At 56.5% G+C, this 20,050-nt stretch carries 16 protein-coding genes; 10 read left to right on the forward strand and 6 right to left on the reverse strand.

The features are described from left to right. Position 1: 1 nt before the first annotated feature. Positions 2 to 994, reverse strand: coding sequence for a HipA domain-containing protein (locus V8L71_RS09520; protein ID WP_101146439.1), 993 nt, complete (start codon positions 992 to 994; stop codon positions 2 to 4). Between the two features lie 326 nt (positions 995 to 1,320). On the opposite strand from V8L71_RS09520, the gene V8L71_RS09525 reads away from it, so the two are divergent. Continuing rightward, positions 1,321 to 2,595, forward strand: a complete 1,275-nt coding sequence (locus V8L71_RS09525) for an O-acetylhomoserine aminocarboxypropyltransferase/cysteine synthase family protein (RefSeq protein WP_041159026.1) — start codon at positions 1,321 to 1,323, stop codon at positions 2,593 to 2,595. Positions 2,596 to 2,654: 59 nt separating this feature from the next. Here V8L71_RS09525 and speB read toward each other — a convergent pair whose 3' ends face one another. Next, the gene (speB, locus tag V8L71_RS09530; RefSeq protein WP_336274028.1) at positions 2,655 to 3,557 is read right to left on the reverse strand and encodes an agmatinase; all 903 of its coding nucleotides are present in this window, start codon (positions 3,555 to 3,557) and stop codon (positions 2,655 to 2,657) included. A gap of 165 nt (positions 3,558 to 3,722) precedes the next feature. Here speB and V8L71_RS09535 point away from each other — a divergent pair, with 165 nt between their 5' ends. The 7 genes from V8L71_RS09535 (at position 3,723) to V8L71_RS09565 (ending at position 14,388) form a co-directional block, all read left to right on the forward strand. Further along, positions 3,723 to 4,646 carry a LysR family transcriptional regulator gene (locus tag V8L71_RS09535; protein WP_336273967.1) on the forward strand — a complete coding sequence of 308 codons (924 nt, stop codon included), beginning with the start codon at positions 3,723 to 3,725 and terminating at the stop codon, positions 4,644 to 4,646. Between the two features lie 185 nt (positions 4,647 to 4,831). Then, positions 4,832 to 6,403, forward strand: coding sequence for a Re/Si-specific NAD(P)(+) transhydrogenase subunit alpha (locus V8L71_RS09540; protein WP_336273968.1), 1,572 nt, complete (start codon positions 4,832 to 4,834; stop codon positions 6,401 to 6,403). A gap of 16 nt (positions 6,404 to 6,419) precedes the next feature. Continuing rightward, positions 6,420 to 7,862 carry an NAD(P)(+) transhydrogenase (Re/Si-specific) subunit beta gene (locus tag V8L71_RS09545; protein ID WP_336270545.1) on the forward strand — a complete coding sequence of 481 codons (1,443 nt, stop codon included), beginning with the start codon at positions 6,420 to 6,422 and terminating at the stop codon, positions 7,860 to 7,862. Positions 7,863 to 7,984: 122 nt separating this feature from the next. After that, positions 7,985 to 9,748 (forward strand): ABC transporter transmembrane domain-containing protein, encoded by a 1,764-nt coding sequence (locus V8L71_RS09550; RefSeq protein WP_336273969.1) that lies wholly within the window; start codon positions 7,985 to 7,987, stop codon positions 9,746 to 9,748. A 31-nt stretch (positions 9,749 to 9,779) separates the two neighbouring features. After that, positions 9,780 to 10,784 carry an aldo/keto reductase gene (locus V8L71_RS09555; protein WP_336273970.1) on the forward strand — a complete coding sequence of 335 codons (1,005 nt, stop codon included), beginning with the start codon at positions 9,780 to 9,782 and terminating at the stop codon, positions 10,782 to 10,784. 223 nt (positions 10,785 to 11,007) lie between these two features. Further along, positions 11,008 to 13,161 (forward strand): catalase/peroxidase HPI, encoded by a 2,154-nt coding sequence (gene katG / locus V8L71_RS09560; RefSeq protein ID WP_336270656.1) that lies wholly within the window; start codon positions 11,008 to 11,010, stop codon positions 13,159 to 13,161. 189 nt (positions 13,162 to 13,350) lie between these two features. Beyond that, positions 13,351 to 14,388, forward strand: a complete 1,038-nt coding sequence (locus tag V8L71_RS09565; RefSeq protein WP_336273971.1) for a hypothetical protein — start codon at positions 13,351 to 13,353, stop codon at positions 14,386 to 14,388. Between the two features lie 55 nt (positions 14,389 to 14,443). Here the strand turns inward: V8L71_RS09565 and V8L71_RS09570 are convergent, their stop codons facing one another. Next, a complete protein-coding gene (locus tag V8L71_RS09570) occupies positions 14,444 to 15,412 on the reverse strand; it encodes an XdhC family protein (protein WP_336273972.1) in 969 nt (322 codons plus the stop codon). A 292-nt stretch (positions 15,413 to 15,704) separates the two neighbouring features. Here V8L71_RS09570 and V8L71_RS09575 point away from each other — a divergent pair, with 292 nt between their 5' ends. Next, positions 15,705 to 15,893: a hypothetical protein gene (locus V8L71_RS09575; RefSeq protein WP_336273973.1), complete on the forward strand. Its 189-nt coding sequence runs from the start codon at positions 15,705 to 15,707 to the stop codon at positions 15,891 to 15,893. Then, positions 15,886 to 17,406, forward strand: a complete 1,521-nt coding sequence (locus tag V8L71_RS09580; protein WP_336273974.1) for a sodium:solute symporter family protein — start codon at positions 15,886 to 15,888, stop codon at positions 17,404 to 17,406. The genes V8L71_RS09575 and V8L71_RS09580 overlap by 8 nt, the downstream gene beginning before the upstream one ends. A 57-nt stretch (positions 17,407 to 17,463) precedes the next feature. On the opposite strand, the gene V8L71_RS09585 is transcribed toward V8L71_RS09580, so the two are convergent. From V8L71_RS09585 to V8L71_RS09595, 3 genes are read right to left on the reverse strand one after another with little or no spacing between them, the layout of a single operon-like run. Next, the gene (locus V8L71_RS09585) at positions 17,464 to 18,414 is read right to left on the reverse strand and encodes a 5-oxoprolinase subunit C family protein (protein WP_336273975.1); all 951 of its coding nucleotides are present in this window, start codon (positions 18,412 to 18,414) and stop codon (positions 17,464 to 17,466) included. After that, positions 18,411 to 19,115 (reverse strand): 5-oxoprolinase subunit PxpB, encoded by a 705-nt coding sequence (pxpB, locus tag V8L71_RS09590; RefSeq protein ID WP_336274029.1) that lies wholly within the window; start codon positions 19,113 to 19,115, stop codon positions 18,411 to 18,413. Before pxpB ends, V8L71_RS09585 begins: the two co-directional genes overlap by 4 nt. A 38-nt stretch (positions 19,116 to 19,153) precedes the next feature. Beyond that, complete coding sequence (locus tag V8L71_RS09595) at positions 19,154 to 19,906, reverse strand: 5-oxoprolinase subunit PxpA (protein ID WP_176304077.1); 753 nt, start codon at positions 19,904 to 19,906, stop codon at positions 19,154 to 19,156. Positions 19,907 to 20,050 lie beyond the last annotated feature (144 nt).

Raw genomic sequence — 20,050 nt, forward strand, 5'->3', positions numbered from 1 at the left:
ATCAGTTCTCCAGAGCCTGTAACAGGCGCTCTCTCCTTGTCAGAGTCAAAAACGCTATGAAGTCAGCACGTTGTTGCGTAATGGGATGTGGGATGTCAAAGTAAGTTAAGTCATTCAGGATGTCTCTAAGGTCATCATCGCACCAACGTTGTAAGCGTTCTATCAGTATTGGTCGAATAGCAGGGAATTGCTGACAATACTGAGTAACGCCCTGAATAAGCGGCAGGCGCTTTTTGTCGCCTTTGGCCCAGCGCATGTGGTGCTGCCCTCTTTTAAGGTAGGCATTGAATTCGTTATGGTCGCGCATCATGCGCTGCATTTTCTGGGGCTGCAACTCGTGCCCGAGGCTGGTGCCATTATCAAAATAAGGTGTGTAGCGGGCCGTTGGATCATTTTCTCCCCAAATCAGCCCCCAGTTCTCCTGATGGCGGTCAGTATTGCCGATTAGCGCATCGAAACATAGGCAAAGCCCCCAGTACTGTCGCCAATCATGAGCAAGCCATCCGCCTCTCTCTAACACACGGCTTAGTTCGATAATGGTTGTTAAATTGTGCTGTTTCCCCTTCTCCCTATCGTACTCTGCAATACGCCGTTGCAAGTAATCCCCGCCAGGAAAGTAGCGATCTTCCTCGCTATCAGCATAACCAATGAACCATTCGTTTACTGTACCTGGTTCGTTTCTAGAGGAATCAATGGCAACAAAAACGGGAGGGAGCGTAAGACCCATTAATCTGCCAATATGAAAAGCGATCACCTCAGACCAGTATTGGTCAGGGTAGCGAGGCTTATCAGAGTTTTTCGCGCTTTTGATAGCTTCTTTAAATAAATAGCGGTGCCCAGGCATACAAAAATCATAAGGAGCTGGGTCAGGACAGACGCGGAGTGTTTTATCGCGAGCGCCTACTGGAAAGACTTCATAATCTTGGTGAACACCCCAACCCGTGATATCAATCACTTGGTCTGGTCGCTGATGAATGCCTTCACGATTAATCATGGTGATATCTACCTACCTAGAAATAACAAAGTCCTCCCGTCGCTTCTCGTATTGCAGATCAATCCAGCGAGCCACGATACTTTTAATCCTAAACTAAACACATAATGTACAGCCATGAAATACCCTGAGGCACGGCATGGCTATGGTGCATCGATACCAAAAGGCTCCACGCCCATGACGCAGTGGCGCGCAGCGAGTGGCATGGGTGAGCGCCTTCACTGTTAAGCATGACGTTGGCTCGGAAGGCTAAACGATTATTGGCCTTCCCTTCAGTGCTTGTTTAGGATCACTAGCGGATCTCAATAACAAAATAGCGAGCCGTTCTCATGAAGCCAGAAACCATTGCTCTTCACCATGGCTATTCGCCTGATTCACAAAACGCCGTGGCGGTGCCAATTCATCAAACCACGTCGTTTTCATTCGATAACGCGCAGCACGCGGCGGATCTTTTTGATCTTAAAGTCGAAGGAAACATTTACTCGCGCATTATGAACCCGACCTGCGCCGTGTTGGAGCAGCGGGTAGCCGCGTTGGAAGGCGGTATCGCTGGGCTAGCGGTGGCATCGGGAATGGCAGCGATCACCTATGCGATCCAGACCATTGCTGAAGCGGGCGATAACATTGTCTCGATCAGCGAGCTGTATGGCGGTACCTACAACCTGTTTGCCCACACCTTGCCGCGCCAAGGCATTCAGGTGCGTTTTGCCGACAAAGACGATATTGATGGCATCGAAGCGCTGATCGATGAGCGTACCAAAGCGGTTTTCTGCGAAAGCATTGGTAACCCCTCGGGTGGCGTGGTCGACCTAACAAAGCTCGCTGAAGCGGCGCATCGTCATGGAGTGCCGGTGATTGTCGATAACACCACGGCGACGCCGTTCTTATGTCGGCCGATTGAGCACGGGGCGGATATCGTTGTCCACTCGGCGACTAAATATATCGGCGGCCACGGCACCACGGTGGGCGGTGTGATTGTTGATTCGGGCACCTTTCCCTGGGCCGAGAATGCCAGCCGCTTTCCGCTACTCAACGAGCCTGATGTCTCGTACCACGGTGTGAGCTATACCCGTGATGTGGGCGATGCGGCCTTTATTGCCCGCGCCCGGGTGGTTCCGCTACGTAATATGGGCGCGGCGCTTTCTGCTCAAGCAGCCTGGAACCTGCTGCAGGGGTTGGAAACGCTGTCGCTACGCATCGAGCGTATCTGTGCCAATGCCTTAGCGGTTGCCAAGCATCTGGAAAGCCATCCATTAGTCACCTGGGTGCATTATGCTGGCTTGGAAAACCATCCGGATCATGCGCTGGCCCAGCGTTATATGAACGGCCATGCCTCGGGGATTCTTAGTTTTGGCATTGAAGGTGGGCAGGCCGCTGGTGAGCGCTTCTACGATGCGCTGGCGCTGATTCTTCGCTTGGTGAATATCGGCGATGCCAAAAGCTGTTCTTCTATTCCCGCCTCTACCACGCACCGCCAACTCAACGAGCAGGAACTAAAAGCCGCTGGCGTCACGCCGGATATGGTGCGCCTATCGATCGGCATCGAGCATATCGACGATCTGCTGGCGGATATTGATCAAGCGCTGGCGGCCTCTCAAGGGTAGTCTGTTTCGCCCCCGCCATCTCAATGCCATAAAAGCCAAGAGACGGCGGGGGCTAACTATCAAACGCCTTTAGACGCCGCCAACGTATACAAAAACTCAAGCCCTAACGTCGCAGCAGCGAGCGACGTAATGTCGCCGTGATCGTAGGCAGGATTGACTTCCACCACATCCATGCCAACTAACTCCATGCCCACCATGCCGCGAATGACTTTCAGCATCAGGTCGGTAGACATGCCTCCGCAGACCGGGGTGCCGGTGCCGGGGGCGTAGGCGGGGTCCAGGCCATCAATGTCCAGGCTGACGTAAGCAGGAAGATGACCCACTTTGGCGCGAATACGCTCCAGTACAGCGGCGGCACCGTGGTCGTTGACCCAGTCCGCATCCAGCACTTCATAAGGGTGATTGTGGCGGTCATAGCTGGTGCGAATGCCAATTTGCAGCGAGTGCTCGGGCACGACCAATCCCTCTTTGAGGGCGTGATGGAAAATAGTGCCGTGGTCGAAGCGCGTGCCTTGCTCGTAGGTGTCGGTGTGGGCGTCAAAGTGAATCAGTGCCAGCGGCCCGTGCACACGTGCGTGAGCGCGCAGTAGCGGCAGGCTAATGTAATGGTCGCCGCCCAGGGTGAGCATTTTTTTGCCCGCACTTAGCCAGTGCTGGGCGTGATTTTCCAGATTATCGACCAAACTTTCGGGCTCGCCGTAGGCGTAATCCACGTTGCCTGAATCACATACCTTGAGGCGCTCTTCCAAGGCAAAATCCCAGGGCCAGCGTTTGCCTTCCCAGATCAAGTTAGCGGTACTTTGACGAATAGCATTCGGCCCCATGCGAGTACCTGCACGGCCGGAACACGCCAGATCAAAGGGCACGCCGCTCACCACGACCTCAGCGTCCGTCGCGTGCGGGTCAGTGGCTTTGGGCACGCCCATGAACGTGGAGATAACATCACCAAACAGGCTGGGCATGATCTGCGATTGGTTCACCTAGAGTGTTCTCCTATCGGCGTGCAGTAAAAGTGCGGCTGGCGCAGGGGTGTTGGCTACAAAGAAGCGCGACGATAAGGAATTTTTAGCGATGAATAAAATGAATGTTTAGAATGAAATCATTCGTCCTATCAATAGTGAGTCGTTATGCGTTCGCTCCGCCAATTTGATTTAAACCTGTTGTTAGTATTCGAGGCGCTCATGCGTGAACGCCACGTTACGCGCGCGGCTGAACGACTTTATTTGAGCCAGCCAGCCTTGAGCCATTCGCTAAAACGCCTGCGTGAGTCACTGGATGACCCGCTGTTTATTCGTACCGAAAAGGGCATGCAACCAACCCCACGGGCACAGGCGCTGCAGCCAGTCGTACAGCAGGCGCTGGCGCTGTTGAGGGAAGGCTTGGCGCCGCCTGCGCTGTTTTCACCCGCCAATAGCACCCGTCGTTTTACGCTGGCGACGACGGACTATTTTGAAGAAGTGATGTACCCAACGTTTCTTAGTCAACTGCTGGCCTATGCGCCGGGTATCAGTTTTTCCATTGAGCTCATTACCCAGGAAGTGTTGAGCGAGGGGTTAGAGCAGCGCCAAGCGGATATGGTTGTCGGGCTGGATAGTCAAAGCGTGCTACCCAGCGGCGTGATTCAGACTCCGTGGATGGACGAGGAACTGGTCTGCCTAGCCGCTAGCCATAACGAGCGCGTAGGAGAGTCGCTGGATATTGCGCAGTTTGCCCGAGAGCCCCATGTGGAACTGGCTGATATCAGCGGCCTGCTGCCCAGCAACATTGATAGCTGTTTAGCGCAGCACGGCTTAACCCGGCGGGTGATCTCTAAAAACCTTAACTACATTGCGGCGGCCCGCGTAGTGGCGCTGACTGAAGCGATCATGACGCTGCCGCGGCAAATGGCGGAGCGCTTTGTGACCATGCTGCCGGTGCGCTTGGTGGAGCCACCCAAGGAGCTACCATCGTTGAAAATGACCCTGATTCAGCATGGGCTGTATGCCAACGATCCTGCTAACGTGTGGCTCTATCAAGTGCTTATTGAGTTTGCTAACGAGTTTAGACGTTAGGTTAGCCATCATGCACACTACCCATGTTGTAATTAAACAACGCTGTTGTATCAAAGGTTGAATAGTATCTGGCAGTCACCCCGTTAGATCCTAGACTGCTAAAAGGCGTTATGAATGACGTCGTTATAGTGTCGCGCCCAGCTGGGTAGTGGCGGGGCAGAACTATCAATAATGGGAGAACGCGAGTGAAAATAGGTGCACCGAAGGAGAGTGCCCAGGGGGAAGCGCGTGTCGCGCTGACCCCTGAGAGCGCCAAACAGATTCAGAAGCTAGGCCACGAGTGCTTAGTGGAAACCGGCGCTGGCTTGGCCGCGGGCTTTAATGACGACACTTATCGCGATGCTGGCGTTACCGTGGTGGACGGGGCTGACGCGCTCTGGCGCGACGCTGAGGTGGTCATTAAAGTCCGCGAGCCCTCTGATGAAGAGGCCGAGCGGCTGCGTAAAGGTCAAACGCTGATTTCCTTCTTCTGGCCAGCGCAAAACGAAGCGCTGCTGGAGAAATGCAAGGCCCAGGGCGCTACTGTCATCGCCATGGATATGGTGCCGCGGATTTCACGGGCGCAGAAGATGGACGCGCTCTCCTCCATGGCCAATATTGCCGGCTACCGTGCGGTGATCGAGGCGGGTAATAACTTTAGTCGCTTCTTCACCGGCCAGGTAACCGCGGCGGGTAAAGTGCCGCCGGCCAAAGTGCTGGTGATTGGTGCCGGTGTGGCCGGTTTGGCGGCGATCGGCACGGCCACCAGCCTGGGTGCCGTCGTACGCGCCTTTGACGTGCGCCCCGAGGTTTCTGAGCAGATTGAATCCATGGGCGCCGAATTCCTGTTCCTCGATTTCGAGGATAGCCAGGACGGTTCTGAAAGCGGTGGCTACGCCTCACCCTCAAGCCCAGAGTTTCGAGAAAAGCAGCTTGCGTGCTTCCGCGAGCAGGCAGCCGATGTGGATATCGTGATTACCACGGCGCTGATTCCTGGCAAGCCTGCGCCCAAGCTGTGGCTGGAAGATATGGTCGCGGCGATGAAGCCGGGTTCGGTGGTAATCGATTTGGCCGCCGAGAAGGGCGGTAATTGCGACCTGACCAAGCCTGATGAGCGCGTGGTATCGGATAACGGCGTCGTGGTGATCGGTTATACCGACTTCCCTTCGCGCATGGCAACGCAGTCATCGCTGCTATACGCCACCAATATCCGTCATATGTTGACTGACCTGACGCCCGACAAAGAGGGCGTGATCAATCACAATATGGACGACGACGTGATTCGTGGTGCCACAGTGACGCATCAGGGCGAAATCACCTTCCCGCCGCCGCCGCCCAAAGTAAAAGCGATTGCTGCCGCTAAGCCGAAGAAGAAAGAGAAAGAGCCCACGCCGGAAGAAAAAAAGGCTACTGAGCTAGCCGCCTTCAAAGCGCAGACCAAGCGCCAAGTGAGTCTGTTAGCCGTTGGCGGTGTGCTGATGCTGCTGCTGGGCCAAGTTGCGCCAGCGTCCTTTATGCAGCACTTTATTGTCTTTGTACTGGCCTGTTTTATCGGCTTCCAGGTGATTTGGAAAGTGAGCCACTCGCTGCATACCCCGCTAATGGCGGTGACCAATGCGATCTCGGGCATCATTATTTTGGGGGCGATTCTACAGATTGGCTCCGGCAGCGCAGTGGTGAGCGTGCTGGCGGCGATTTCAGTACTGATCGCATCAATCAATATCGTGGGTGGCTTCCTGGTGACACGCCGGATGCTGGCCATGTTCCAAAAATCCTAAGCGGCGGAGAGACGATATGTTAGAGCAAGGATTCGTATCTGCCGCGGCAATTGCGGCAAGTGTGTTGTTTATTCTGTCGCTGGGCGGCTTGAGTAACCAGGAGAAAGCCAAGCGGGCCGTATGGTATGGCATCGTGGGCATGGCGGTGGCGGTGTTCTTCACTGCTCTCGGCCCAGGCATTGGCGGTTACTGGTGGCTGATCCCGATGATGCTGATTGGCGCTGGTATTGGCGCCTACGTGGCGGGCAAGGTCGAGATGACCGAAATGCCTCAGCTGGTGGCCGCACTCCACAGCTTTGTGGGCTTGGCGGCGGTATTGGTGGCCTGGAGCGCGGATTTAGAGCGCCGCCGGGTGATGGCCGCGCGTGCCGCCGAGGCATCGTTGGATCAGTTCTCCGCCTTCGCCGCGCTGGTCGCCACCAAAGCCCCCGACGAACTGATGTTCCTGCAAGTCGAGGTGGTGTTAGGCATCTTTATTGGCGCGGTGACGTTTACCGGCTCGGTGATTGCCTTTGGTAAGCTGGCTGGCAAGGTCGATGGTAAACCACGCCAGTTGCCCGGTGGGCATATGCTGAATGCCGGGGCGGCGGTACTCTCGCTGCTGCTGGCCATTCTCTACCTGAACGGTGCGGGCTTCTGGACGCTGATTGTGCTGGCGGCGCTGGCCTTCTTTATCGGCTACCACCTGATCATGGGCATTGGCGGCGCCGACATGCCGGTGGTCGTTTCAATGCTCAACAGCTACTCCGGCTGGGCGGCGGCCGCTATCGGTTTCACGCTCTCCAACGACCTGCTGATTGTGACTGGCGCGCTGGTGGGCTCCTCCGGTGCGATTCTCTCTTACATTATGTGTAAGGCGATGAACCGCAACTTTATCAACGTCATTTTGGGCGGCTTTGGTGGCAGCCAAGGGCCTGCGGCGGAGATCGAAGGCGAGCAGGTGGCGATTGACGCCGGTGGCGTAGCAAGCGCCCTGAACGATGCCGACAGCGTGATCATCGTACCGGGCTACGGTATGGCCGTGGCCCAGGCGCAAACGGCGGTGAGCGATTTGGTGCGTAAACTGCGTGCGGCGGGCAAGACCGTGCGCTTCGGTATCCACCCGGTCGCGGGCCGCTTGCCAGGGCACATGAACGTGCTGCTGGCGGAGGCCAAGGTACCTTACGACATCGTGCTGGAGATGGATGAAATCAATGACGATTTCGCCACCACCGACGTGGTGATCGTGATTGGCTCCAACGACATCGTGAACCCTGCGGCCGAAGAAGATCCCAATAGCCCCATCGCCGGTATGCCGGTATTGAAGGTGTGGGAGGCCAAGCAGGTGTTTGTCAGCAAACGCGGCCAGGGCACCGGCTACTCGGGTATCGAGAACCCGCTGTTCTTCAAAGAGAACACGCGCATGTTCTACGGCGATGCCCGGGATAGCTTGAATACGCTGTTGCCGCTGATTGATTAGGTCTAGGCCTAACCATTCGGTACTGAGCCCGCGAGAGATCGCGGGCTTTTTTGATTCTGTGCATGGCAATGGCACTCCTGCTATGGTCGAGTACTGCCTCTCTTTGTTGAGCATTTATTTCCATGAATCAACGCCCTAACCCCCGCGTGCTGTTGCGCTTGCTGGGGCTACTACGTCCTTATCGGCTACGTTTGGCCCTGGCAGGTCTGGCGCTGTTATTGGCCTCGGGCAGCGTACTGCTGCTAGGCAACGGGCTGCGTTTAGTCATTGATCGCGGCTTTTTAGATGCCGATGCACAGGCGCTAGGCCAAGCGCTGGTGTTGATGCTGGTGGTAGTAACGGTGTTGGCGTTCGCTTCCGCGCTGCGTTACTACCAAGTCACCTGGATTGGCGAGCGTTTGGCTGCCGACTTGCGCCAGCGGGTGTTCGATCACTTGATCACCCTGGAACCCAGCTTTTTTGAGAGCGCAAGCGACGGGCGCGCTGCGGGGGAAATCGCTTCACGATTAACCGCCGATACCAGCGTACTGCAGAGCCTGTTTGGCTCTTCGGTGTCGCTGGCGCTGCGCAATCTGGTCATGCTGGTGGGGGCGGTGGTGTTAATGCTGGTGACGCAGCCGTGGCTCTCGGCGATGGTGTTGATTGGCATCCCCGCCACGCTGTTACCGATTGTGTGGTACGGCCGCCGGGTGCGGCGACTTTCCCGCACCAGCCAGGACCGTGTGGCTGAACTGGGCCGCTATGCCGAAGAGGCGCTGAGCGGTATTCGAACCCTTCAGGCGTTTACCCACGAAGCGGCGGATAAAACCCGCTACGGTCAGCGCGTGGAGCAGGCATTCGGCAGCGCCGTCGAGCGAACCCAGCAACGCGCCTGGTTGACCGGGATCGCCATGCTAGTGGTGTTTACGGCGGTTGGCTTAATGCTCTGGCAGGGTGGACAGGCGGTGTTAGATGGCTCCATGAGTGCGGGCGAGCTGTCGGCGTTTATTTTTTATGCCGTGCTGGCAGCGGGGGCTATCGCCACCTTGGCTGAAGTCGCGGGAGATGTGCAGCGTGCGGCAGGGGCGGCGGAACGCTTATTGGAGCTGCTCGATACTCAGCCCGCTATCCAGTCACCGGCGAATCCCCATCACCTACCGATGCCATCAAAAGGTGACATCGTGCTGGAGAGCGTCAGCTTCACCTACCCCGGCCGGGAAACGCCAGCGCTCGACGGCTTTGATCTGCATATTCAGCCGGGAGAACGGGTAGCGGTGGTGGGCCCATCAGGCGCGGGTAAAAGCACCCTGTTGGCACTGCTGCTGCGCTTTTATGACCCCAGTCAAGGGCGTATAACGCTGGATGGGATCGATGTCCGTGACTTAGACCTTGCTGCATTACGGCGCGCCATGGGGTTGGTAGCCCAGGAGCCGGTGCTGTTTAGTGGCTCGGTGGCCGATAATCTTCGCTATGGCGATCCTGAAGCGGACAATGAGCGGCTGCGCATCGCCGCTCAGGATGCCAGCGCCCTCGAGTTTATCGAAGCGCTGCCCCAGGGCTTTGATACGCCTCTTGGCCCTGGCGGAGTGCAGCTTTCTGGTGGCCAGCGTCAGCGGCTCGCTATCGCCCGAGCGCTGCTCAAAAATCCGGCGGTGCTGCTGCTGGATGAAGCCACCAGCGCCTTGGATGCGGAAAGCGAGCGGCTGGTACAGCAGGCGCTGGATCGGCTGATGGTGGGGCGCACCAGTATTGTGATCGCCCATCGGCTCGCTACCGTTATTGCTGCCGACCGCTTGCTAGTGCTTGATGGTGGAAAGCTAATCGCGGCGGGCACCCACGACGAATTGATCACCACCAGCCCACTCTATCGCCACTTAGCTGCGCTGCAGTTTGGCGGTGAAAGATGATGAAACTATTTTGTTAACACCAGGAGTTGCTATGACGAGTTTTTTCCAACGCCTTAATGCTGTTAATGCCCCGTCTATTGGCCTGGGCTGTATGAACCTCTCCCACGGTTATGGCAGCATCGTGCCTGAAAACGCGGCCATACGAGCGTTGGATGAGGCGTTTGAGATGGGCTATCGCCACTTTGACACTGCCACCCTGTACGGCGCCACAGCCAATGAGAAAGTGGTCGGGCGCGCTTTGGAGGGCAAGCGGCATCAGCTCTTTCTGGCCAGTAAATGCGGCATGGCGATGGACCCTGAGTCAGGCAAACGCGTTATTGACGGCCGCCCGGCAACACTGCGCAAACAGTGCGAAGCAAGCCTTGCGCGCCTGCGTACCGATCATTTGGATCTCTACTACCTGCACCGCTTGGATCGCCAGGTCCCCATTGAAGAGAGCGTCGGCGCGCTAGGGCGCTTGATGGAAGAGGGCAAAATTGGAGGCGTGGGGTTGTCGGAAATCTCTGCGCTAACATTGCGCCGTGCGGCAACTGAATATCCTATCGCAGCCGTACAGTCGGAATACTCATTGTGGACGCGCAACCCTGAAATCGCCCTGATCGATGCGTGCCGAGAGGTGGGCGCGGCCATGGTCGCATTTAGTCCTCTGGGGCGAGGCTTCTTAACCGGCGCCATTCAAGATCCTGCGCGCCTTGAAGAGGGCGATATGCGCCGTAATATGCCGCGCTTCAGCGCCGAGAACTACCCGCATAATATAAAACTATTTAAACGCCTTGCGGCGCTGGCGCAGGCCTTGAGCGGAACGCCGGGGCAGCTGGCACTGGCCTGGTTGAAGGCCAAAGGCGACGACATTATTCCCATTCCGGGTACCCGCTCGCCTGATCATATGCGGGAAAACTTAGCGGCGGAATCGCTGCGCCTGGATGTCACCGCAATGCAGCAGTTGGATGCCATGATGACGCCCGACCAAGTCGTGGGTGCCCGTTATAGCGAGGCGCAGCAGGCGGATATCGATACAGAAGAATTCACCGTTTAGTTAGGTGAAGCAGAGTGCGATGGGTAAAAACTATTGGAGCAGTCGCAAAAAGTAAATTGTGGCTATAAGGGAACTGCTTTAAAAAGTACCAAGTTCATGATGCGTCCGTACTAGTAGCAAAGGCACTGTTCGGGACGCTCAACGTCAGTTGACTTGGTAGTTCGAAAGCGAGCGCCACCAAGAAAAAAGTAGCTAACACAAAATAAAGTGATGGGAGAGCGTGATGAGTGGTAAATGTCCTGTAATGCACGGTGGTAATACTTCCACAGGTACGTCGAATAAAGACTGGTGGCCTGAAGGAATCAACCTGGATATTTTGCACCAGCAAGACCGTAAGTCGAACCCGATGGATGCGGATTTTGACTATCGGGAAGAGGTCAGAAAACTCGATTTTGACGCGCTCAAGCAAGACGTCCACGCGCTGATGACTGACAGCCAGTCGTGGTGGCCAGCTGATTGGGGTCACTACGGCGGTCTTATGATCCGCATGGCATGGCATTCTGCTGGTACCTACCGTCTTGCCGACGGTCGTGGCGGCGGCGGTACCGGTAGCCAGCGTTTTGCACCCCTCAACTCCTGGCCGGATAACGTCAGCCTTGATAAGGCGCGTCGTCTACTGTGGCCAATCAAGAAGAAGTACGGCAATAAAATTAGCTGGGCCGATCTGATGATCCTGGCCGGTACCGTTGCCTATGAATCCATGGGGCTGCCTGCTTACGGCTTCTCGTTTGGCCGTGAGGATATCTGGGAACCCGAAAAAGATATCTACTGGGGCGATGAGAAAGAGTGGCTGGCGCCTTCTGACGAGCGCTATGGCGATGTTGAAAAGCCAGAAACCATGGAAAACCCGCTTGCTGCGGTTCAGATGGGGCTTATCTACGTCAACCCGGAAGGCGTTAACGGTGTGCCCGACCCGCTGAAAACCGGTCAGCAGATTCGCGAAACCTTTGCCCGCATGGCAATGAATGACGAAGAGACGGCTGCCCTTACTGCCGGTGGCCACACCGTGGGTAAGTGCCACGGTAACGGCGACGCGGCAGCGCTGGCGGCTGAGCCAGAAGCCTCTGATGTTGAGAACCAGGGCTTTGGCTGGGGCAACCCGACCATGGGTGGCAAGGCGAGCAATGCCGTTACATCGGGCATTGAAGGTGCCTGGACCACTCACCCCACCAAGTTCGACATGGGCTATTTCGACCTGTTGTTCGGCCACGAGTGGGAACTGCGCAAAAGCCCGGCCGGTGCTCACCAGTGGGAACCTATCGACATTAAGGAAGAGGATAAGCCGGTTGACGCCAGCGACCCCTCCATTCGCCACAATCCGATCATGACCGATGCGGATATGGCCATGAAGGTGGATCCGACCTACCGCGCCATTTGTGAAAAATTCATGGCGGATCCGGAGTACTTCAAGAAGACCTTCGCCAAGGCGTGGTTCAAGCTGACTCACCGTGACCTAGGTCCGAAAGCACGCTACATTGGCCCGGAAGTGCCCGCTGAAGACTTGATCTGGCAGGATCCGATTCCGGCTGGCAGCACCGACTACAGCGAAGAAGTGGTTAAGCAGAAAATCGCCGACGCTGGCCTGAGCATCAGCGATATGGTTAGCACCGCGTGGGACAGCGCCCGCACCTACCGCGGCTCTGATATGCGCGGCGGTGCCAACGGTGCGCGCATTCGCTTGGCGCCCCAGAAGAATTGGGAAGGCAACGAGCCTGCGCGTCTCGCCAGCGTCTTAGCCGTGTACGAGAAAATTTCTGCTGACACCGGCGCTAGCCTTGCCGACGTCATCGTTCTGGCCGGCAGTGTAGCGATCGAAAAAGCCGCTAAAGCCGCAGGCTATGACGTTCGCGTACCTTTCTTGAAAGGCCGTGGCGATGCTTCTGCCGAGATGACTGACGGCGAATCCTTCGAGCCGCTAGAGCCGCTGGCCGACGGTTTCCGCAACTGGCAGAAGAAAGACTACGTCGTGAAGCCGGAAGAGCTGCTGCTGGATCGCGCTCAACTGATGGGGCTAACAGGGCCTGAAATGGTGGTATTACTCGGCGGCATGCGTGTGCTGGGCACCAACTATGGTGGCACCAAGCATGGCGTATTCACCGACCGCGAAGGCCAGTTGACCAACGACTTCTTCGTTAACCTGACCGATATGGGCAACACCTGGAAGCCGGTGAGTAAAAACACTTACGAGATCCGTGATCGTCAAACGGATGCCGTTAAGTGGACTGCTTCTCGCGTTGACCTGGTGTTCGGTTCTAACTCGCTGCTGCGTTCCTACGCGGAAGTCTACGCCCAGGACGACAACGACGAGAAATTCGTCAAAGACTTCGTTGCTGCCTGGACGAAAGTGATGAACGCGGATCGCTTTGATGTCGCGTAAGCACTAAACACGTTAGTGCTAGCAAATAACCCGCATCCCAGGATGCGGGTTTTTTTATGAGCGTTTTGAGTAGTGTGGGAGGGGTATCGTGGGTAATCGCCACCCATCTCACAGCAGCGACTATTTGAGTAATGGAGTTTTTCAGCATAAGCACTGTCTCTGTTAAAGACTTCCTAAAGGAGCATAACGATGCAGAAAGCCAGAATCTTGCAGCAGGGCAGTATTCACTGCTTCCCCGTTGGCCTTCGCGATGAGCAGGGCAAACTCGCCAATGCCGAAGTGTCGGCGGTTATGTACGACGGTGAGCGGTTACTGTTGGCCAGCGATAAGCCGATTCCTGGTGAGCATCGTTCCGCGGTCTTTGCCTTGCCCATGACGGATGACGGGCCGGATGATTCGCAGCTTGAGTATTTTACAACGCCGCTGATCAAGCGGGCGGTGAAGTATGAAGACTTCGCCCTGACCGCCGATGGTAAGCATGTATTGGCCACGACCGGTTTTGATCGGATTGATGACGTGACCCATGATCTAAATGCCTACAATCATTTATTGATTTGGCCGCTGGGGGAGCCTGAAAAGGTGCAGGCGGTGGACCCTGACCCGCGTGACGGGGTTGAAGGGTCGTTGGAGTTACGCAACAAGTTGAATAATGCGATTGGTTTGCCTTACTACAAGATTGAAGGACTTGCCGCAGTACCGGGCGAACTAGGCGATGGGCTACTGCTTTTCGGCGTACGCGAGCAGGGACAGCGCCATGATGACTTCGCCTATGTGAGCCGTGTGGTAGGTGCCCACTATGTGGTGAATGCGTCTGGCAATCTCGAGTTTATCGATGAGTTGCGCGAACTCTACGCTTTTGAACCGACTGAGCATGAAGGAGTAGCGATTGAGTGCGGGTTGTCGAGTCTTGAGTATGACCCTTACCACCATCGGCTTTATCTGATGACCAGCTTTGAAACGGAGGTTGATAACGTCGCACGCATTGGCGGCTACCTATGGCTGATGGAGCTGGATAACCTCACCACTGGCGAGCCGCCTGCCTTGATACTCGGGATGGACGGCACTCCTTTTGAATTCGAGCACAAGGCAGAAGGGCTGGCGGTGCTGGATCATGAGCGTGTCTTTGTGGTGTACGACAATGACCGTGAAATGGGCGTGGGCAGCATCGACGAGCGTGATGAACGCCATGCCAGCGAAGCGCTTTATACGCTTTTGCATATGGAATAAGACTCGCGAGATTTCAGGCGTCGCTCGGCGACGCGCTGTTGTTACAACTCAACGTTTACAATTCATGTCGCGTTTTGCCACGGTAGAGGCGCACAATATCGGCCATGACTGCTAATGCAATCTCGGACGGTGTTTTGCTGCCTAAATTGAGACCAATCGGCATGGTAATCCTTTCCAGCTGAGTGTCTTTCAGGCCACCGGAGCGCAATAGTCGTGCTGCTCGCTGTTGCGACGTTTGCTGAGACCCCATCACGCCAATGTAAAATGCCTCAGTGCGGACGGCTTCGATCATCGCCAGGTCATCAATACGCGGATCATGAGTCAACGCGACCACTGCTGTATTGACATGGCAGCCGCCCGAGGCGATAAAAACGGAAGGTAGTACCGCTTGCACTTCCACGCCAGGCACGTCGAAATTCTTGCGAGCATCATCGTTGGGGTCGCAGACAATGACTTCAAAACCGAGCGATTGGGCAAACAGGGCGCAGGGCGAAGTGACCGAAGAGATGCCGGCAATGATCAGCCGTAGCGCTGGGCCAATGCGGACATTGACGCTGGTGGCATCAAAAGTAACGGCAGGTTCTGACAATGTGGATGGGTTGAAGCGCTTGCGCCCATCGGACAATGAGATACAGCGAGTGAGCGGCTGTTGGCCCAGCAAGGTGGCATGCATCACTTCAAGGTGAACGAGGTTGTCGGCAGAGGGGGCCAGTTGTTCAACGAGCACCTCCAGGCTGCCGCCGCAGGGCAAGCGAACCGAAGCAGCGCTATCGCCGTCGCCATAACGTATTTGTTGAACAGGCTTGTCGAAATCGCCGCTCTGCAGGCGGTCGATGAAGTCCTCTTCCACGCAGCCGCCCGATAATGAGCCGATATACGCTCCCGTAGAAGACGCGACCAGCATCGCCCCTGGCTCGCGGGGTGAGGAGCCAAAGGTTTTCAACACCGTGCAGAGCCATACAGTCAGCCCTTCATTAGCCCATTTCAATGCGCGTTCAATAACCTGCAGATCAAGATGATGCATTAACTAACGGCCTCCAAGGGATGGTTGTGGGAGGCTTCTAGAATCTCGCGAACGCTGTCAGGGGTAAAGGGCGGATGGGTAAAACTTATGCTTTTTACGTTTATAAGTGAGTTAGCCGCCATCACAGCAGTCGGCCTTCATTTTAATAGGCTGTTGCCCGCTGGTGGGGGCGGGGTGAGCAAGCAATATCGTTAGGCAGTATGATGGTGAAGCCTGTCCCAGGCATGGGTAGCCAGCCGGCTTTGCTACCCCAACATGCACATTATCCTGATGATACAAAAAGAGGATGGCTATGGAACGCCGTAAACGGATATGGCTAGTATGGGCGGTGGTCTTACTTTGCTATTTAGTGCCTTATACGCTGTTAAATGGTATCTCGCGATGGTACGGCAGCTTTTTGTTTTGGGCGTTGGCTGGGTTAGTCATCATTGCTCTGAACGTATATATCACTCAAGACTTTAAGGAACATGGCGATGACTGAGTCGCTGATTTGGTGGTCTATCGCTATCTACTTACTGATCGCGATCGGCATTGCGCTGATGTCTCGCCAACGCCCGGCAGAAGGGGCCTCGGAGAGCATGTCGGGCTACTTTTTGGGCAACCGGCAAATGAATGGCTTTGTCTCGGCGCTGAGCTACAGTGCCACGACATATAGCGCTTTTATGATGGTGGGCTTGGCAGGTCTTACCTATGCGGGCGGCGTTGGGGCGCTGGGTTTTGAAATCATCTATTTCGCCGGTGTGTCTCTGGTGGCCGTTTTCGGCCCCAAATTCTGGGCCGTCGGCAAGAAGTTCGGCTATGTGACGCCCAGCGAGATGCTGGGACACCGCTACCATAGCAAGCAGGTGGCCATGGCCGTCTCCATTGCCAGCTGTATCTTTCTGATTCCTTATTCGGCCGTTCAGCTCGCTGGCGTCGGTTACCTGTTGCAGGGGATTACTGACGGCTCGATTTCCTTTACCACCGGGGTATTGCTGGCCACGGTGATCGCCATCTTCTTTTCCTATATCGCGGGCATTCGTTCGGTGATGTGGACCGACTCGCTCCAGGCCATCATGATGATTGTGGCTTCCACCCTGGTGGCGCTCTTTGTGATTCAGGGCTTGGGCGGTTTTAGCACGCTCTTCGATACGCTGGCAACGGAACACCCGCAGTCACTGACGGTACCCGGCCCCGGGCTGTTCAGCTTTGTCACCTTCCTGGGACTTACCATTCCCTGGTTCTTTTTTAGTCTCTCCAATCCGCAGGTCAGCCAGCGCCTTTTCATGCCTTCGTCGCTGCGCTCGATGCGCCACATGCTGATCGGTTTCTTGGTGTTTGGTTTCATCTACACCATGGTTTCCGTACTTTGGGGTTTCTCAGCTCTGGCGGCCTTCCCCGGCCTGGCAAGCGCTGATTTGGCAACGCCCACGCTGCTGGCCTCGGAGTTTGTTCCGCCTGTATTAGGGGTGATCGTGATGATCGGCATCATGGCGGCTGCGGTATCTACTATCGATTCGATCATGCTGACCCTGGCGTCCATGGTGTCCCGCGACGTCTATGCGAACGTCAAACCGAATGTTAGTGAAAAACGCCAATTGCTGGTGGGTAAGTTCGTGGTGCCGGTGATTGCATTGATGGCGCTGGCCTTTGCCGAGCTGCAGCTTGACCTGATTGCAGTGCTGTCGGTGGCGGCTTCCTCTGGCCTAGTGGCCATGGTGCCTGCCCTGATCGGCGCCTTCTACTGGAAACGTGGCACCGCTGCCGGTGTATTGACCAGTGTGATGGGCACCAGCGCGTTTGTACTGCTGATGTACGCTACCGGCAATTCGCTGCTGGGTCTGCCCGCCGGTGTCTGGGGGATTTTGGTCGCCAGCGTTCTATTTGTGGGCGTTAGCCTCATGACCAACCCTCATCAGGCCACGGCGGATGCCTTCTTTACCGCCATCGCGGAGGAGCTGGGTAAAAAGCGCTGCTATTCAACGCGTCAGCCTGCTAAAGAGGCGAATTCGTAAAGTCGTTTTTTGTAATGTACGTTCATGACAAAAGCCCCCGCTCGGGGCTTTTCAGGTTTAACGCCAAACCGTTAACTGCTTGCGGTAATCATCTTGCGCCTGGCTGGCGCTGACCGGCGTCAGCCACACCTGGGTGCCGGGCAGGCACTGGGCCAGCGTAGCGCAGGCGATGGGGGTGATGGCTCCAAGGCGCGGGTAGCCGCCAATCGTCTGACGGTCGTTCATCAGCACGATGGGTTGGCCGTCTGGCGGGATCTGTACCGCTCCCAGCGGAATACCTTCGGAAATGATGCCCGTTAGGGCGCCGTGCAGGGCGGGGCCTGTCAGCCGCACCCCCATACGATCGGCACGGTTATCTACGGTCCACGGTTGGTTGAAGGCTTGGAAAAGAGAGCGGCCGCTGAAGGCGGCGACTTGCGAACCGAGCACGATGGGTAGACGGCAGCCTGACACCGGCATCTGCGGCCCTTGCCCTTCCGCAATACGGCGAACCGCCGGGGCGGTGCCTTTCCAGGTCAAGCGGTCACCCGCTTTTAGCGGTTTGCCATCTTCATGCAGGCCGCCCAACTGTTCACGGGCGGTGCAGGCGCGGCTACCCAGCACTTCTGGCGCATTTAGCCCGCCGGGGAAGGCGAGATAAGCACGTAAACCCTGGCGCGGTTGGCGAAATGCCAGGCGCTGACCGGGTAGCAGTTTGAAGCTGCTATTGGGCGCGAGCGGCTTGCCATCCAATTGGGCGTCTAGGTCAGCACCGGTTAGCGCCAGGCGCACCTCGCTTTCGCTTTCAAAGCTCAAACCGCCGCCCATGACGATTTCCAGCGCGGCGCTGTTGGGTGCGTTACCCAAGAGCCAGTTGGCCCAGCGAAATGAAATCCAGTCGGCAGCGCCGCCCTGGGTAACCCCTAAATGACCAACGCCAAACCGCCCGGCATCTTGAATCAGCGCCAGTGGGCCCGCCTGCTTAACCACGAGCCCTTTTGATGCATCATTGTTAACCGCGTGACTCATGGCCGCTCCTCCATGGGCGTGGTGTCACCACCGTCCGCTTCGAACTCTTCGCGGGAGATCGCTCTAAAGCGCACCTTATCGCCGGGGCGAAACAGTGGATCGCCACGTTTGGCATGCTCGAATAGCGGCACGTTGGTACGCCCTAGAATATTCCAGCCGCCCGGCGAGAGTAGTGGGTAGATCGCGGTTTGACGATCGGCAATACCTACACTGCCTGCCGCCACCTTGCGGCGCGGCGTTTTCAAGCGCGGCGCAGCGAGTGATTCATCTACCAAGCCCATAAAGCCGTAGCCGGGGGCAAAGCCCAGCGCGAACACGCAGTAATCGTGGTTGCAGTGCTGCTCGATAAGCTCGTTGACGCTTAAACCTGCGCGCTTGGCGACTAGAGGCAGCTCGGGGCCCACGCTTTCGTCATACCACACGGGAATATCGTGCAGCTCCCCCGCCTGGGTGTCGGCAGGTTCGAGGCCCGAAAGCATCTTATTGATCAGACCGAGCGCCTCGGCGTGATTCATTTGCTGGCAGTCGTAATGGACTAGCAGTGTGGTGTAGGAGGGCACTAAATCAATCAAGGTAGCCCCGAAAGCACCACGCAGCGCTTGGTCGGCGGCGATCACCCAAGCCATGTTGGCCTCGTCGATGGTGTCGAACAGTCGCACCATCAAGGCATCCATGGCGGCGGTTTCAATGCGAATTTTAATGCAGATCGCTTCAATTTGTGTTGTTTCAATGCCTGGTTTCACGCTTTCTCCAGCGCCTGAAAGGCCTCGCGAATGGCGCGCACGGCCGCCACGGACTCCGGGTTGTCGCCGTGAACGCAGAGCGTGTCGCAGGCTAACTGTAGCGGTGTGCCGTCGAGTGCGGTGAGCGGCTCGCCTTTGGCCAGCATTACCGCTTGGTTAACGATGGTATTCTGGTCGTGGTGCACGGCGTTGGGTAACCGGCGCGAAGCCAGGTGGCCGTTGGCGTCGTAAGCGCGGTCGGCAAAGGTTTCAAACCACAGGGTAATACCCAATTTAGCGGCTAGCTCGCGGTGCGGCTCGGGATTGGCGGTCGACATGATCATTAGCGGCAGGCTGGCGTCATATGCACGCACGGCGCGCATGACGCCTTCAAGCAGCGCCGGGTTGGCAGCCATGTCGTTATACAGCGCCCCGTGGGGTTTGATGTAGCTGAGCCGTGCGCCTTCGGCTTGGCAAATGCCTGCCAGGGCGCCGACCTGGTAGAGCACCATGTCTTCCGCTTCTTCGGCCGAGCAGGCCATGGAACGGCGCCCAAACCCCATTAAATCCGGGTAACCAGGATGCGCGCCAATGCGTACGTCATTTTGTACCGCCAGCTTGACGGTGCGTCGCATTACATGGGGGTCAGACGCGTGGAAGCCGCAGGCGATGTTGGCGCAATCGACATAAGGCATCGCCTCAGCATCTAAACCAATAGTCCAGTTGCCGAAACTTTCGCCCATATCGCAATTAAGCAGGGGGATGGCCATAGCGACTCCTGTCGTTGATGCAGTGGATGCGTTGACTTGGCTGAAGCTAATTTGTAATCCACCACCAATATATGAACACGGCAAGCTCAGTGCCAATCGTTTTTGACGATACTAACTATCGGGTGCTTCTATCATATTGTTATT

This window comes from Vreelandella indica, from assembly GCF_037070225.1.
Classification (GTDB): domain Bacteria; phylum Pseudomonadota; class Gammaproteobacteria; order Pseudomonadales; family Halomonadaceae; genus Vreelandella; species Vreelandella arctica.